Annotated in this window: 11 protein-coding genes; 7 read left to right on the forward strand and 4 right to left on the reverse strand. The window is 68.8% G+C overall.

Translation table 11 applies throughout. From position 1 onward, the window contains the following. Nucleotides 1–114: 114 nt before the first annotated feature. Complete coding sequence (locus KAK88_RS15215) at nucleotides 115–897, reverse strand: ZIP family metal transporter (RefSeq protein ID WP_242077273.1); 783 nt, start codon at nucleotides 895–897, stop codon at nucleotides 115–117. A gap of 64 nt (nucleotides 898–961) precedes the next feature. Between KAK88_RS15215 and proB the strand changes: the two genes are divergently transcribed. Further along, nucleotides 962–2,119, forward strand: a complete 1,158-nt coding sequence (proB, locus tag KAK88_RS15220) for a glutamate 5-kinase (protein WP_242077274.1) — start codon at nucleotides 962–964, stop codon at nucleotides 2,117–2,119. Next, nucleotides 2,116–3,378, forward strand: a complete 1,263-nt coding sequence (locus tag KAK88_RS15225; RefSeq protein WP_242077275.1) for a glutamate-5-semialdehyde dehydrogenase — start codon at nucleotides 2,116–2,118, stop codon at nucleotides 3,376–3,378. The genes proB and KAK88_RS15225 overlap by 4 nt, the downstream gene beginning before the upstream one ends. Before the next feature lie 177 nt (nucleotides 3,379–3,555). Here the strand turns inward: KAK88_RS15225 and KAK88_RS15230 are convergent, their stop codons facing one another. Continuing rightward, complete coding sequence (locus KAK88_RS15230) at nucleotides 3,556–5,967, reverse strand: membrane-bound PQQ-dependent dehydrogenase, glucose/quinate/shikimate family (RefSeq protein ID WP_242077276.1); 2,412 nt, start codon at nucleotides 5,965–5,967, stop codon at nucleotides 3,556–3,558. Nucleotides 5,968–6,199: 232 nt separating this feature from the next. Between KAK88_RS15230 and KAK88_RS15235 the strand changes: the two genes are divergently transcribed. From KAK88_RS15235 to KAK88_RS15255, 5 genes are all read left to right on the forward strand, one after another. Further along, a complete protein-coding gene (locus tag KAK88_RS15235) occupies nucleotides 6,200–7,627 on the forward strand; it encodes an NAD(P)-dependent oxidoreductase (protein WP_242077277.1) in 1,428 nt (475 codons plus the stop codon). After that, nucleotides 7,624–12,177 carry a glutamate synthase large subunit gene (gltB, locus tag KAK88_RS15240; protein WP_242077278.1) on the forward strand — a complete coding sequence of 1,518 codons (4,554 nt, stop codon included), beginning with the start codon at nucleotides 7,624–7,626 and terminating at the stop codon, nucleotides 12,175–12,177. The genes KAK88_RS15235 and gltB overlap by 4 nt, the downstream gene beginning before the upstream one ends. Nucleotides 12,178–12,206: 29 nt before the next feature. Beyond that, nucleotides 12,207–13,520, forward strand: a complete 1,314-nt coding sequence (locus KAK88_RS15245) for an ammonium transporter (protein ID WP_277928805.1) — start codon at nucleotides 12,207–12,209, stop codon at nucleotides 13,518–13,520. Between the two features lie 115 nt (nucleotides 13,521–13,635). Further along, nucleotides 13,636–14,058 (forward strand): Hsp20 family protein, encoded by a 423-nt coding sequence (locus KAK88_RS15250; RefSeq protein WP_242077279.1) that lies wholly within the window; start codon nucleotides 13,636–13,638, stop codon nucleotides 14,056–14,058. Between the two features lie 63 nt (nucleotides 14,059–14,121). Continuing rightward, nucleotides 14,122–14,373, forward strand: coding sequence for a DUF1150 family protein (locus KAK88_RS15255; RefSeq protein WP_017506777.1), 252 nt, complete (start codon nucleotides 14,122–14,124; stop codon nucleotides 14,371–14,373). A 44-nt stretch (nucleotides 14,374–14,417) separates the two neighbouring features. On the opposite strand, the gene ptsN is transcribed toward KAK88_RS15255, so the two are convergent. Further along, nucleotides 14,418–14,885, reverse strand: coding sequence for a PTS IIA-like nitrogen regulatory protein PtsN (gene ptsN, locus KAK88_RS15260; RefSeq protein ID WP_161639572.1), 468 nt, complete (start codon nucleotides 14,883–14,885; stop codon nucleotides 14,418–14,420). A 78-nt stretch (nucleotides 14,886–14,963) separates the two neighbouring features. Beyond that, nucleotides 14,964–15,608, reverse strand: a complete 645-nt coding sequence (gene hpf, locus KAK88_RS15265; RefSeq protein ID WP_161639571.1) for a ribosome hibernation-promoting factor, HPF/YfiA family — start codon at nucleotides 15,606–15,608, stop codon at nucleotides 14,964–14,966. Nucleotides 15,609–15,659: the final 51 nt, after the last annotated feature.

The raw sequence follows: 15,659 nt of genomic DNA on the forward strand, positions 1-15,659 counted from the left end.
AATCGAGCAGCGAAGCGAGAGGCCTAGCCTCTCGGCCCCGACGGCTTCAACCCCCGCCCGCCATGTAAATCGATGTAACGCCCCGCTGCGCGGTCACGCCGCGTTTCGCCCGCGTCATCCCAGGGCGATGTCCAGGAACATCATTCCGACCAGGCCGATCATCAGGCCGATCATCGACCCCTCGCCCTTGGACTTCTCGCGGGTCTCGGGAATGATCTCGGCGGTGACGACATAGATCATGGCTCCGGCCGCCAGGCCCAGCCCCCACGGCAGGGCGCCGGGCAAGAGATCGACCACGCTGGCGCCGATCAGGCCGCCGACCGGCTCGACCAGGCCCGAAGCCAGGGCCGCAGCGAACGCCGGCCAGCGGCCGTATCCCAGGGTCGCCATCGCCGCCGACACCGCCAGACCCTCGGGCATGTTCTGGATGCCGATGCCGAGCGCCGTGGACAGCCCTTGATGCATGTCGCCGCCGCCGAAGCTGACGCCCACCGCCGCGCCCTCGGGGAAGTTGTGCAGGGTGATGGCCATGATGAACAGCCAGATGCGCCGCGACAGGTCGCGCGATCCCGCCGGCCCGATGGCCAGCATGTCTACCGGCGCGAACCGGTTCATCAGTCCGATCACCGTCGCCCCGATCAGCACCGCCGCCCCCATGACGCCGGCCGCCGCCGCCTGGCTGGCCCCGCCCGCCTGCAGCACGTCCACGCCCGGAATGATAAGCGAGAAAAAGGAGGCCGCCAGCATGACCCCGGCGGCGAAACCCAGCAGCGCGCTCTGGGTCTGCACCCCCGCCTTGCGGAAAAACAGCAGCGGCACGGCGCCCACCGCCGTCATCATGCCCGCCGCCAGACTGCCCAGACCGCCTGCGGCGATGGGGGAAAGGGATTCCATCATCCGTCTGCATTGCGGCGAGACACGGCAAGAGACAAGCCCGAACCGTGGCGTTAGAGAAAGCTTCATGTCCCAGCGCGCCGCCCTCCCCGTCGGCCCGAACGCTGCGTCGGCGCTGGGCGCCGCCCGGCGGGTCGTGGTCAAGATCGGATCCTCCCTGCTGATCGACGCGGCCACGCGCCAGCCGACGCGCGACTGGCTGGCCGCCGTCGCCTCGGATCTGGCGGCGCTGAAGGCCGAGGGGCGCGAGGTCATCGTCGTCTCGTCCGGCTCGATCGCCCTGGGCCGGGGCCGGTTGCCCGCGCTGGGCGCACGGCTGGAGGACAAGCAGGCGGCGGCCTCGGTTGGACAGTCGCTGCTGATGGCCGCCTGGTCAGCGGCCTTGGACCCGCACGGCCTGATCGCGGGCCAGGTTCTGCTGACACGCGACGACACCGAACGCCGTCGGCGGTGGCTGAACGCCCGCGCGACCGTCGAGGCCCTGTTGACCCACGGCGTCATCCCCATCGTCAACGAAAACGACACGGTGGCGACCGAGGAAATCCGTTACGGCGACAACGACCGGCTGGCGGCACGCACGGCCCAGTTGGCGCGGGCCGACCTGCTGATCCTGCTGTCGGACGTGGACGGCCTCTATACCGCCGATCCGCGCCGCGATCCGAGCGCCGCCCACCTGCCCCTGATCGAGACGCTCAGCCTCGATATCCTGGCCATGGGCGGCGGCGCCAACGCCGATGCGGGCGTGGGCACGGGCGGCATGGCGACCAAGCTGGCGGCGGCCCAGATCGCGCGTTCGGCCGGTTGCGCCACCATCATCGCCTCGGGCCAGACCCTGTCGCCGCTCAGCGCCATCCGCGACGGCGCGCGTGCCACCCTGATCGCCGCCCCCGACGGGCCGATGGCCGCCTATAAGCAGTGGATCGCCGGCAGCCTGTCGCCAACTGGAACCCTAACGCTGGACGCCGGGGCGGTCACGGCGCTGAAGGCGGGCAAGAGCCTGCTGCCGGCCGGGGTCACGGGCGTGTCCGGCGGCTTCGAAAAGGGCGACTGCGTGCGCCTGATCGACCCGGACGGTCGCGCCGTCGGCGTGGGCCTGGCCGCCTACGCCGCCGACGAGGCCGCGCGCCTTCGCGGCCGCCGCTCGGACGAGATCGAGACCCTGCTGGGCTATCGCGGGGCCTCGGTGCTGATCCACCGCGACGACATGGTGCTGGACGACCGATGACCGATCTGAAGACCCGAATGCTGGACCTGGGCCAGCGCGCCCGCACCGCAGCCGTGCTCCTGCGCGAAGCTCCCGCCGCCGCCCGCACCCGCGCGCTGGAAATCCTGTCCGCAAAACTGACGGCCGCCGAACCCGCCCTGCTCGCCGCCAACGCCCGCGATGTGGAGGCCGCCCGCCTGAACGGCATGACCGAGGCCCTGATCGATCGGCTGTCGTTAAGCCCCGCCCGCATCGCCGGCATGGCCGAGGCGGTGGCGACCATCGCCGCCGTGCCCGATCCGCTGGGCGTCGAGACCGAACGCTGGACCCCCGCCAACGGGCTGGACATCGCCCGTGTCCGCACCCCGATCGGCGTGCTGGGCGTGATCTACGAGAGCCGCCCCAACGTCACAGCCGACGCCGCCGCGCTGTGCATCCGCTCGGGCAATGCCGCCATCCTGCGCTGCGGCTCGGACTGTCTGCAGTCGTCGCTGGCCATCGCCGCCCTGATCGCGGAAGCTCTGGCCGAGGCCGGCCTGCCCGCCGATGCGGTGCAACTGATCGACACCCCGGACCGCGAGGCCGTCGGCCTGATGCTGACCGGGCTGGACGGCGCCATCGACGTCATCGTCCCACGCGGCGGCAAGAGCCTAGTCGCCCGCGTCCAGGCCGAGGCCAGGACGGCGGTGCTCAGCCATCTGGAAGGGCTGAACCACACCTATCTGCACCATGCCGCCGATCTGGAGGTCGCCCGCGCCATCGTCCTGAACGCCAAGATGCGCCGCGTCTCGGTCTGCGGCGCGACCGAGACCCTGCTGGTGGACCGGGCGGCGGCCCGGCGCCTGCTGCCGCCCGTCGCCGCCGACCTGATCGCCGCCGGTTGCGAACTGCGCGGCGACGCCGACGCCCGCGCTCTGGTCCCCGCCATGACGCCCGCGACCGAGGCCGACTGGACCACCGAATATCTGGCCCCCATCCTCGCCGTCCGCATCGTCGAGGATCTAAACGCCGCCACCGGCCACATCGCCTGCTACGGTTCGGGCCATACCGAGGCCATCGTCACCACCGACACGGCCGCCGCCGAACGGTTCGCCGCCAAGGTCGACAGCGCCATCGTCCTGATCAACGCATCGACCCAGTTCGCCGACGGCGGCGAGTTCGGCTTCGGCGGCGAAATCGGCATCTCCACCAACCGCCTCCACGCCCGGGGCCCGGTCGGGGCCGAGCAGCTGACCACCTACAAATACGTCGTGCGTGGCCAGGGCCAGATCAGGCCGTAGGTCGCGCACGTTCTCCCTCCCCGTTCGGGGAGGGCGGCTGAGACGAAGGCGAGGCCGAGTGGGGGCGGCAGGCGATATCCCGCTGAATGAGAGAAGACGGCTCGTTTCCGAGCCTCCCCCACCCGGTCGCTGACGCGACCACCCTCCCCCGCGGGGGAGGGAGATTGGTGCGTGGTCTCAGCCGCGCTGCGGCAGCGCATAGGCGATGACGTAATCGCCCTCCGGCGTTTCCATGAAGTGATGGCCGGCGGCGACGATCACCAGATACTGGCGGCCGTTCTGCTCGTAGATCATCGGGTTCGCCTGCCCGCCGGCGGGCAGGACATCGGACCAGACGGTCTTGCCCGTCTCGATGTCGATGGCGCGGATCAGGTCGTCGGTCGCGGCGGCGATGAAGATCAGGCCGCCCGCCGTGACCACCGATCCGCCGTTGTTCGGCGTGCCGATTTCCAGCGGCAGCATCGATGGGATGCCGAACGGGCCGTTCTTGCGCGCCGTGCCGAACGGACGATCCCACAGGGTCTTGCCGCTTTGCACGTCGATGGCCCGGATGCCGCCGTACGGAGGCTCCTTGCACAGCAGGCCGGTGAAGGGCATCCGCCAGCCGGCGTTGACGTCGATCGCATAGGGCACGCCCATCTGCGGATCGCCCGCGCCCTCGGCCTTGGCGCCTTCTCCCGTCGTCTCGGCCTGATAGCGAGGGTCGTCGCGCGGGAACCAGCCCCGCTTGTTCGCCTCGGCGCGCGGCACCAGACGGTTGTAGTTGGGCATGTCGTTATAGTTGGCGATGATCACGCCGCGACGCGGATCCAGCGCCACGCTGCCCCAGTCCGAACCGCCGTTGTAGCCCGGATATTCGATGAAGCGACGGTCGGCGGTCGGGGGCGTGAACTGGCCCTGATACGACGCCTTCTTGAACTGGATGCGGCAGATCATCTGATCGATCGGCGACATGCCCCACATGTCGACTTCGCGCAGGTCGGGCTTGGCCAGGGTGTTGAACAGCGAATAGGGCTGGGTCGCCGCGCGCTGGGCCGGTTCGACGCCGCCGCGCGGGGCCGGACGATCCTGAACGCCGTGCAGGGGCTGGCCCGTGCGGCGATCCAGCACGAAGATTTCGCCGCGCTTGGACGGCAGGATCACCGCCGGCGTCACGCCCCCTGCGGTCGGCATGTCGACCAGCGTCACCTGTGAACCCAGGTCATAGTCCCAGACGTCGCGGCGCACGGTCTGATAGCTCCAGCGCGGCTTGCCCGTCGTGACGTCCAGCGCGACCAGGGCGCTGGAATACTGGTTCTCCTGCGGCCGGCGCAGCGACGAATAGTAGTCGGCGGCCGAGTTGCCCATCGGCAGATAGACCAGGCCCAGGGCTTCGTCGCCCGTCGCCGTCGTCCACATGTTCGGGGTGCCCGGCGTGTAGGTCTGACCGGCTGGCGGGGCGGTGGTGATGTCGGGACGCATCATGTCCCAGGCGAAGCGCAGCTGACCGGTGACGACGTCGTAGCCCTGGATCACGCCCGAGGCGTTCCAGCGCTTTTGACCGTCCAGCACCTGATGGCCCGTGACGATGACGCCGCGCACAACGACGGGCGGCGAGGTGATCGACACCATGCCGGGATAGGGATTGCCCATCCCTTCCTTGATGCTGACGGCGCCGTTTGTTCCGAAGGCCGGGCAAGGCACGCCGGTGCGCGCATCGACCGCGATGATCCGGCCGTCCAGCGTACCTTCGATGATGCGCGTCGCGCAGGGCTGGGCCTGATCGACGTTGGGCGCGGCGTAATAGGTCACGCCGCGGCAGGCGGCGGTGTAGGGGATCTGCTCGTCCGCCACCCTGGGATCATAGGCCCACTTCTGCCGGCCGGTATTGGCGTCCAGGGCGAACATCTTGTTGCGACCTGAGCAGAGATAGACGGTGTCGGCGATCTTCAGCGGCGTCGTTTCGGCGCCGAACCGTTCGCCGGGCAAGTCGCCGGTGCGGAAGGTCCAGGCACGCTGCAGCTGGCCGACGTTGGTCTTATTGATCTGGTTGAGCGGCGAATAGCGCTGGGCCGCGTCCGATCCCCCATAGGCGGGCCAGTCCATGCCGGCCTTGATCAGGGCCGGATCGCCGAACGGTCCGCGCGCGCCGGGCACCGGGCTGTCGACGCCAGGCGCGTTGATCTGACCGACCACCAGGCCGAACACGACTGTCAGGACCGCCAATCCGAGCGCGCCGAGGCCCGCCGTTTTGCCGCCGCCGCGCGAGCGCAGCACAGGCAGCGTCGCCAACACCAGGAACATCAGCACCAGGGGCCCGACCAGGCGGGGAATCATGGCCCAGCCGTTCAGGCCTTTCTCCCATAGTGCCCAGATCACCGTGGCGACGAAGACTGCGCCATAGACCCAAGCCCCCCGAACGTCGCGATAAACAAGCAAAAGGCCCGACACGATCAGCGCCAGGCCTGCAATCAGATAATACCAGGAGCCGCCCAGCATCGCGAGCTGAACGCCGCCCACCGTCAGCACGAGACCGATCACGGCCAGCAGCACCCCGAGCAGCAACGTCAGCCATCCCCCCAGGCCGGTCGGGGTTGTCCATCGGGGCATGGTCACGCTCTCTGTCATCGGCTGAAATCAGCCTTCGCAACGCCTTGAGGCTACGCCGGTTCCTATTGTCGCACCTCTGGAACAAAATCCTGTTGCGGCGCAAACGGCGATCATCAGCAACTTTTGACGACGAAACGCGCCGGATTGGATGATTTATTCTTTTTGTTCAGCCGAGAACGCCTCGCGGCAATAATATTTGCCTCAAACACCTTGTTTGCGGCATATGCGAGATATGCATAAGACCCTGAAGCAAGGCGGGACATTCGTCGTCGAACCTCGCCGCCTGTCCAAGGCCTCGGCCGAACTGCGCGCGCGCGGTTTCGGCGAGATCACGATTCCGCCGTCCACTGAGACCGCCGAAAAACAGGCTTCGCGCTGCACCGACTGCGGCGTGCCCTTCTGCCAGAACGCCTGCCCGCTTCAGAACAACATCCCAGACTGGCTGCGTCTGTCGGCCGAGAACGAGCCGCGCGAGGCCTGGCGCGTCGCGTCACTGACCTCGACCATACCCGAAATCTGCGGCCGCATCTGCCCGCAGGACCGACTGTGCGAAGGGTCCTGCACCTTGAACCAGTCCGGCTGGGACGCCGTGACCATCGGCTCGGTCGAGGCCTGGCTGGGCGACCAGGCCTTCGCCAACGGCTGGGTCGAGCCGATCCGCCCGGCGGCCGAACGCGGCGAAACCGTGGGGATCGTCGGCGCCGGCCCGGCCGGTCTGGCCGCCGCCGACCGCCTGCGCTGCGAGGGCTATCAGGTCACGATCTATGACCGCCACGACCGGGCCGGCGGCCTGCTGATCTACGGCATCCCCGGCTTCAAGCTGGAAAAGCACGTCGTCCAGCGCCGCGTGGACCGGCTGATCGACGGCGGCGTCCAGTTCGTCCTGCGCTGCGAGGTCGGCAAGGACGTAACCCTGACGGAGCTGCGCGACCGCCACGACGTCGTCCTGCTGGCCATGGGCGTCTATCAGCCGCGCATCCTGTCTGCGCCGGGTCGCGGGCCGGATTCGACCGTCGCGGCCCTGTCCTATCTGACCCATCAGAACCGCCGCGACCTGGGCGACGCTGAACAGGACGGCTGGCACGAGGCGCGCGGCAAGCGGGTCGTCGTGATCGGCGGCGGCGACACGGCCATGGACTGCGTCCGCACCGCCGTCCGACAGGGCGCGGCCAGCGTCACCTGCCTGTATCGACGCGACCGGGAGAACATGCCGGGCTCGGCCCGCGAGGTCGTCAACGCCGAGGAAGAGGGCGTCGTCTTCGAATGGCTGGCTGCGCCCAAGGCCCTGCTGTCACAAGGCGATCGGGTCACGGGCGTCCGCGCTGCGCGGATGCAACTGACCGAGGCGGCTCCCGGCCAGCGTCGCGACATCGTCCCCGTCCCCGGCGCCGACTTCGACGTGCCCGCCGACATCGTCATTGAGGCCCTGGGCTTCTCGCCCGAGCCGTTCGCGGCGCATGAGCCGAACTTGCGCCTGCGTGACGACGGCACGATCAAGGTTGGCTCGGTCAGTTTCGCCACCAGCCTGCCCGGCGTCTTCGCCGCCGGCGACGCGGTGCGCGGCGCCTCCCTGGTCGTCTGGGCCGTGCGCGAAGGCCAGGACGCCGCCGCCGAGATCGACCGCTACTTCAAGACCCGCACCGAGGAGGTCGCGGCATGAGCGCTCATGCAGGCCAAGGGCCGATAGCGCCCCAAAAGGGTGACTGGCTGAACCAATACGAAACAACCCGTAACCGGCTGGAAGCCGGCAACGCCTATGACCGCAGCTCGGAACGCGACGCCTGCGGCGTAGGCCTGGTCTGCTCCATCGACGGCACCCCCCGCCGCGACGTGGTCGAATATGCGATCCGCAGCCTGAAGGCCGTGGCCCACCGGGGCGCGGTCGATCCCGACGGCCTGTCGGGCGACGGCGCCGGCATCATGGCCGAACTGCCCCAAGGCTTCTTCGCCGAACAGGTGGCCTCCATCGGCCAGTCCCTGCGTCCTGGGCCCATCTGCGTCGGCCAGGTCTTCTTGCCGCGCACCGACCTGGGCGCCCAGGACCGCGCCCGCGCCATCGTCGAGACTGAGGCCCTGCGCGCCGGCTTCTGGATCTATGGCTGGCGCCAGACGCCGATCGACCTGTCGGTCGTGGGGACCAAGGCCGGGGCGACCCGGCCCGAGATCGAACAGATCATGCTGGCCCCGCCGCTCGACGACGCCGGACAGCCGCTGGACGGCGAGGCGCTGGAGCGCGAACTGTATCTGTGCCGCCGCCGTATCGAAAAGACGGTCAAGACCGAGAACCTGGCCGGCGTCTATATCTGCACCCTGTCCGCGCGCTCCATCGCCTACAAGGGGATGGTCCGGGCCGAGCTGCTGGGCGAACTGTATCCCGACCTGGAGGACCCGCGCTTCGTCTCGGCCTACGCGGTCTTCCACCAGCGTTATTCGACCAACACCTTCCCCGAATGGAAGCTCGCTCAGCCCTTCCGAATGATGGCCCACAACGGCGAGATCAACACGCTGAAGGGCAATCTGAACTGGATGAAGTCGCACGAGATCCGCATGGCGGCCGGCGCCTTCGGCGACCGCGACGGCGAGGTCAAGCCGGTGGTCCAGCCGGGCGGATCGGACTCGGCGGCCCTGGACAATGTCATGGAGGTGCTGGTCCACGCCGGTCGCCCCGCGCCGATGGCCAAGGCCCTGCTGATCCCCGAGGCCTGGGCCAAGGACGACGTGGTCATGCCCGCCGAACACCGGGCCTTCTACGCCTATTGCAATGCGGTGATGGAGCCGTGGGACGGCCCGGCCGCCATCTGCGCCGCCGACGGCCGCTGGATCGTGGCGGGCAAGGACCGCAACGGCCTGCGTCCCCTGCGCGCGGTCGAAACCGTGGACGGCCTGCTAATGGCGGGCTCGGAAGCCGGTCTGGTGCCGATCCCCGAGAGCCGGGTGAAGCGCCGCCTGCACATCGGCCCCGGCAAGCTGATCGCCGTCGATATGAAGCACGGCCGTCTGTACGACGAGCATGAGGCCGTCGACGCCCTGGCCGCCGCCCACCCCTATGAGGCGTGGCTGGACAATATGGTCGATCTGGAGCCGATCATCGGCCCCGGACCGGAGCCGCGCTCGGCCTCGGGCGAGGCCCTGACCCGTCGCCAAATCGCCGCCGGCTACAGCCGCGAGGATCTGGATCTGCTGCTGGACGCCCTGGTGCGCGATGGCAAGGAGGCGGTCGGCTCGATGGGCGACGACGCCCCGCCCGCCGTGCTGTCGGCCCTGCCCCGCCCGCTGAGCCACTATTTCCGCCAGAACTTCAGCCAGGTCACCAACCCGCCCATCGACCCGCTGCGCGAAGCGGGCGCCATGAGCCTGAAGACTCGGTTCAAGAACCTGGGCAACATCCTGGCCGAGGAAGAGGCCCAGACCGACGTCTTCGTGCTGGACAGCCCGGTCCTGACCAACGGCATGTACGAGCGGATGATCGACACGGTCGGCGCCGGTTCGACCGTGGTCATCGACTGCAGCTACGCCCTGCCGTCCGAAGACGCCCGCCCGGGCGCGGCCCTGCGCGCCGCGCTGGACCGCATCATGGACGAGGCCGAAGCGGCCGCGCGCGACGGCGCCGCCCTGATCGTGCTGACCGACCAGGCCGGATCGGCGGATCGTCTGGCCGCGCCGATGATCCTGGCCACCGCCGGGGTCCACGGCCGCCTGACCAAGGCGGGCCTGCGCTCCTACTGCTCAATCGTGGTCCGCACCGCCGAGACGCTGGACCCGCACGGGTTTGCGGTCCTGGTCGGGGTCGGCGCAACGACCGTCAACGCCTGGCTGGCCCAGGACCTGTTCCAGGAGCGTCTGGACCGGGGCCTTTATCCCGGCCTGACGCTGCGCGACGCCTGTCTGAACTACAAGGCCGGCATCGAGGCGGGCCTGCTGAAGACCCTGGCTCGCAAGGGGATCAGTGTCATCTCCGCCTATCGCGGCGGCTGCGAGTTCGAGGTGCTGGGTCTGTCGCGGGCGCTGACCGCCGAATTCTTCCCCGGCGCCCCGTCGCGCATCTCCGGCATCGGTCTGGCCGGTCTGGAGCAGGCGGCGATGAAGCGGCACCGGATCGCCTGGGGCGAGGCTGTGCCGTCGCCCGCCATCGGCGGCTTCTTCAAGATCCGTTCGGGCGGCGAGGCCCACGCCCACGAGGCCAGGACCATCCACCTGCTGCAGGATGCCTGCAACCGGGGCGACTATCGCCGCTTCAAGCAGTTCTCCGAGGTCGTTCGCGCCCAGGCAGACCTGTCCCTGCGCGATCTGCTGGACTTCCGCGAAGGCGCGCCCATTCCGCTGGACCAGGTCGAGAGCGTATCGGACATCCGCCGCCGCTTCCTGACCCAGGCCATGTCCCTGGGCGCCCTGGGCCCCGAGGCGCACGAGACCTTGAACATCGCCATGAACCGCATCGGCGCCCGCTCGGTCTCGGGCGAGGGCGGCGAGGATCCCGAACGCTATCACCCGCGCTCCAACGGCGACGACGCCAACTCGGCGGTCAAGCAAGTCGCCTCGGGCCGGTTCGGCGTCACGGCCGAATATCTGAACCAGTGCCGCGAGATCGAAATCAAGGTCGCGCAAGGCGCCAAGCCCGGCGAGGGCGGCCAGCTGCCCGGCTTCAAGGTCACGGAATTCATCGCCCGGATGCGCCACGCCGTGCCCGGCACGACCCTGATCTCGCCGCCCCCGCACCACGACATCTATTCGATCGAGGATCTGGCCCAGCTCATCTACGACCTGAAGGCCATCAACCCCGATGCACGGGTGACGGTGAAACTGGTGTCCGCTTCGGGCATCGGCGCCATCGCCTCGGGCGTGGCCAAGGCCAACGCCGACGCCATTCTGATCGCCGGCCACAACGGCGGCACCGGCGCCTCGGCCCAGACCTCGATCAAGCACGCCGGCCTGCCGTGGGAGATCGGCCTGGCCGAGGCCCATCAGGTGCTGACGCTGAACAATCTGCGCGGCTCGGTCACGCTGAGGACCGACGGCGGGGTCCGCACCGGCCGCGACGTGGTCATCGCCGCCATGCTGGGCGCCGAGGAATATGGCGTCGGCACCGCCGCCCTGATCGCCATGGGCTGTCTGATGGTGCGCCAGTGCCATTCCAACACCTGCCCCGTCGGCGTCTGCTCTCAGGACGAGCGGCTGCGCGAGAAGTTCACCGGCACGCCCGACAAGGTCGTGAACCTGTTCACCTTCATCGCCGAGGAGACGCGCGAGATCCTAGCCTCCATCGGCGCGCGCACGATGGACGAGATCATCGGCCGCACCGACCTGCTGCGTCAGGTCCGTCGCGGCGGCTCGCACCTGGACGACCTGGACCTGAACCCGCTGCTGGTTCAGGTGGACGAGGGCGCGGCCGGCAGATGGGCCGACAAGACCACCCGCAAGCCCATCGCCGACAGTCTGGACGCCGCCGTGCTGAAGGACGCCGTGCGCTTCCTGGATCGCGGCCAGACGCTGGAGCTGTCCTATCCGCTGAACAACACCCAGCGCACGGTCGGCGCGGCCCTGTCCTCGGCCATCGTGCGCCGCTTCGGCGCGAAAGGCCCGGCGGGCCGTCTTAAGCTGCGGCTGGAAGGCATCGCGGGCCAGAGCTTCGGCGCCTTTGCGGCCAAGGGTCTGGAACTGCATCTGACCGGCGAGGCCAACGACTATGTCGGCAAGGGCTTGTCGGGCGCCGAAATCTCCATCCGCACGCCGGAATGGCGCGAGGATCAGCTGATCTGCGGCAACACCACCCTGTATGGCGCGACCTCCGGCCGTCTGTTCGTCGCCGGCGCGGCGGGCGAGCGGTTCGCGGTCAGGAACTCGGGCGCCGAGGCCGTGGTCGAGGGTCTGGGCGCGCACGGCTGCGAATATATGACGGGCGGGCGCGTGGTCGTCCTGGGTTCGGTCGGCTGGAACCTGGCGGCGGGCATGAGCGGCGGCGAGCTGTTCGTGCTGGACCAGCCAGGCCATGCCGAACGCGCCCTGAACGGCGACCTGGCGGGCGCGACCGACATTGACGCACAGGCGGCCGATCGACTGAAGGGCCTGATCGAGGCCCATCTGGCGGCGACAGCTTCACCCCTGGCGCGGCGTCTGCTGGCCGATTGGGACAACAGCCTGAACCGCTTCGTCCGCATCGTGCCCCTGACCGACATTGTCGCTCGCACGGAACGCCTGAAGACCTCTGCCTGACACCGAACCGCCTGCCCCAGAAAGCCGCCATGACCCGATCCGCCGCCCTTGCCGTCACGCTCGTCGCCGGGGCGGCGGCCTTCGCCTCACCGGCCTGGGCGGCCCCGGCCCTGCTGGCGCATCAGGCGCCCCTGGTCATCGACACGGCGGCGACGGCCTGGATCCTGACCTCGACGGCGCTGGTGCTGCTGATGACCCTGCCGGGCCTGGCCCTGTTCTACGGCGGCATGGTCCGGAAGAAGAACATCATCAGCGTCGTCGCCCAGTCGGCGGCCGCCTTCGCCATCGTCTCGGTGTTGTGGTTCCTGGTCGGCTACAGCCTTTCGTTCGGCAAGGGACCGGAGGCGGTCAACGGCTTCATCGGCGGGTTGCAGGCGGCCTTCCTGAACGGCGTCACGGCCCAGACGGCCCACAGCCTGCTGCCCGGCCTGCCCGAACTGCTGTTCGTCGCCTTCCAGATGACCTTCGCCATCATCACCCCGGCCCTGATCGCCGGCGCCTTCGCCGAGCGGATGAAGTTCTCGGCCAGCCTGCTGTTCTTCGCCCTGTGGCACCTGATCGTTTATGCGCCGATCTGTCATCAGGTCTGGGGCGGCGGCTATCTGGGCGGGCTGGGCGTGCTCGACTTCGCGGGCGGCGCGGTCGTCCACGTCAACGCCGGGATCGCCGGCCTGGTTTGCGCCCTGGTGCTGGGGCCGCGTCACGGCTTCGGGCGCGACAACATGGCCCCCGCCAACCTGGTCTATAGCGCCATCGGCACCGGCCTGCTGCTCGTCGGCTGGCTGGGCTTCAACGCCGGATCGGCGGGCGCGGCGGATGCGCTGGCCGCCACCGCCGCCTTCAACACCATTCTGGCCGCCGGCAGCGCAGCCCTAGGCTGGATGACCCTCGAATGGTTCGATCGCAAGCGCCCGACCCTCTTGGGCCTGCTGTCGGGCGTCGTCGGCGGTCTGGTCGCCATCACCCCCGCCGCCGGTTTCGTCGATCCCAAGGGCGCCTTCTTCATCGGCCTGATCGGCGGTCCGGCCTGCTATGCGGGCGCGGTCTGGCTGAAGCACGCGCTGAAGTACGACGACAGTCTGGACGCGTTTGGCGTGCACGGCGTGGGCGGCATCGTCGGCGCCCTGCTGACCGGCGTCTTCGCCACCACGACCGTCAACGCCCTGTCGGAGGGGGCGACCGTGTGGAAACAGGCCGTGGGCCTGGTCGGCGTCATCGCCTGGAGCGCGGCGGGCACCTTCGTCGTCCTGATGATCTGCAAGTTCACCACGGGTCTGCGCGTCACCAAGGACGAAGAGGTCGAGGGGCTGGACTATACCCAGCACGGCGAGGCCATCCACTGACCCTACAGGCGCTGCCGGTTGATCCCGCCCTCGCCAGCCCCCATCTTCATCTGTGACGGACGGTCTTGCCGATTGCGGGAGACCGACCGCTCGGTCGCTGACGCAAGGACCCCAGATGACGACAACGCGCACCCTACTGTTCGACAGCCCCTTTCTGCTGGGCTTCGACCACACCCGCGCCCTGATCGACCGCGCCGCCAAGGCTGCGGCCGAAAGCTATCCGCCCTATAATGTCGAACAGATCGGCGATGCGGGCGTCCGCATCAGCTTGGCCGTCGCCGGGTTCGCGCCGGACGAGCTGGCCATCACCCTGGACGGCCGCCAGCTGACCATCGCCGGCAAGCGCGACGATGCTGGCAGGGGCGAACAGGCCTTTCTGCATCGCGGCATCGCGGCGCGCGGCTTCGTGCGAAACTTCGTCCTGGCCGACGGGCTGGAGGTCGAGGGCGCCCAGCTGGAGCATGGCCTGCTGCACGTCGATCTGATCCGGCCCGAGGCCGAGCGTCAGGTGCGACGTATTCCAATCACGGCTGGCTGAAACCACAGCCATTCGAACCGCCCGGCGATCCGGGCGTTGTCAAATATGAAGGAGGCGGTCCTAATGACGCCGATGACGATGACCAAGGAAGACTTTGCCGGACTGGGCGCCCCCGACCTGGTGTATGTGCGCGAGATCAAGGCCTCGGACCTGCTGGAAGAGGCGGTCGAGATCAAGGACGTGGATCTGAATCCCGGCCAAATGCTCTATGCCGTTCACAGCGCCGACGGCGAGCGTCTGGCGGTCATGATCGACCGCGACACCGCCTTCGCCGCCGCCGTGGCGCACGAGCTGGAGCCGGTTTCCGTTCACTGATCTGATGGATGGCGGCGCGCAGGCGCCGCCGTTCACGCCGAAGTTCAAGCCGCTGTCGCGGCCGTGGCGTCCTTGACGAAAAGGGCGCGGATCGCATCGGTCGTGCGCGCCTGTCTCAGCTGCTCACGCAGTTCGGGCGACCGCAGCGCGCGCGAAACCGCCGCCAAAGCCCTGAGATGCTCGGCGCCCGCCTTGGGCGGGGCGAACAGGCCCACGATCAGATCGACCGGACGGTCGTCCACCGCATCATAGGCCACAGGCGTATCCAGCCGCACGAACACCGCCGTCACCTTATCGACCTCGGTGAGACGCGCGTGCGGCACGGCGACCCCGGACCCCAGCCCGGTCGATCCCAGCGTCTCGCGTTCCATCAAGGCGTCGAAGATACGGGCTTCATCCAGACCCAGCGCATGCGACGCCGCCTCGGCTAGCGCGTGAAGCGCCTGTCGCTTGGACGACGCGCCGCTGCGCAGCACCACGCCCTTGGGCGCGAGCAGATCACCGATGTCCATTACACAACCTCGATACACGCAGCAGACAACGGCGCGGCCGTCCGTTTAGAGACAACCGCGCCGAAGTCAAACTGAGGCTTAGTTCACCGAACCGTTGGCCTTGGCCGTCCGTTCGGGATCGATCCATCCGACATTGCCGTCCGGGCGCCGATAGACGACCGCCAGCCCACCGTGGGCAGCATTGCGGAACAGCACGACCGGATAGCCCGTCATGTCCAGCTCCAGCACGGCCCGTCCGACCGTGATGGTGCGGATTTCGTGCTCGGTTTCGGCGATGACCATGCCCACCGGCGGCGGGCCGTCGTTCTCGCCGGTGTCGCCGAAGACATCATCTTCCACGCTGTCGGGATCACGCAGCACGATGCTGCGTGCGACTTCACGGGCGGCGTTTTCGGTCTTCTCGGGCGACAGACCCTTCGGTCCGATGTGGTGATCCTTGAGCCGACGCTTGTAGCGGCGAACCCGCTTTTCGAGCCGATCCAGCGCCTCGGTGAAGGCCGAATGGGCGTCGCCGCCCATGCCGGTCGTCACCAGGGTCTGGCCCGACGCGAGGCGGACCCAACAGTCTACCTTGAAGTTGTGGCCGTCCTTGGACACCACGACCTCGGCGTCTTCACCGCCTCGGGCGAAGTATTTTCCGACCCCGTCTTCGAGTTCCTGGGAGATGCGCGAGCCTAACGCTTCGCCGACATCCACTTGCTTGCCGCTGACTTGGACTTGCATGCCGATAGAACGCGCCCGACCCGACTTGGTGTCAATCCAGATCACCGATTT

The sequence above is a fragment of the Brevundimonas diminuta genome, assembly GCF_022654015.1.
GTDB classification, from domain to species: domain Bacteria; phylum Pseudomonadota; class Alphaproteobacteria; order Caulobacterales; family Caulobacteraceae; genus Brevundimonas; species Brevundimonas diminuta_C.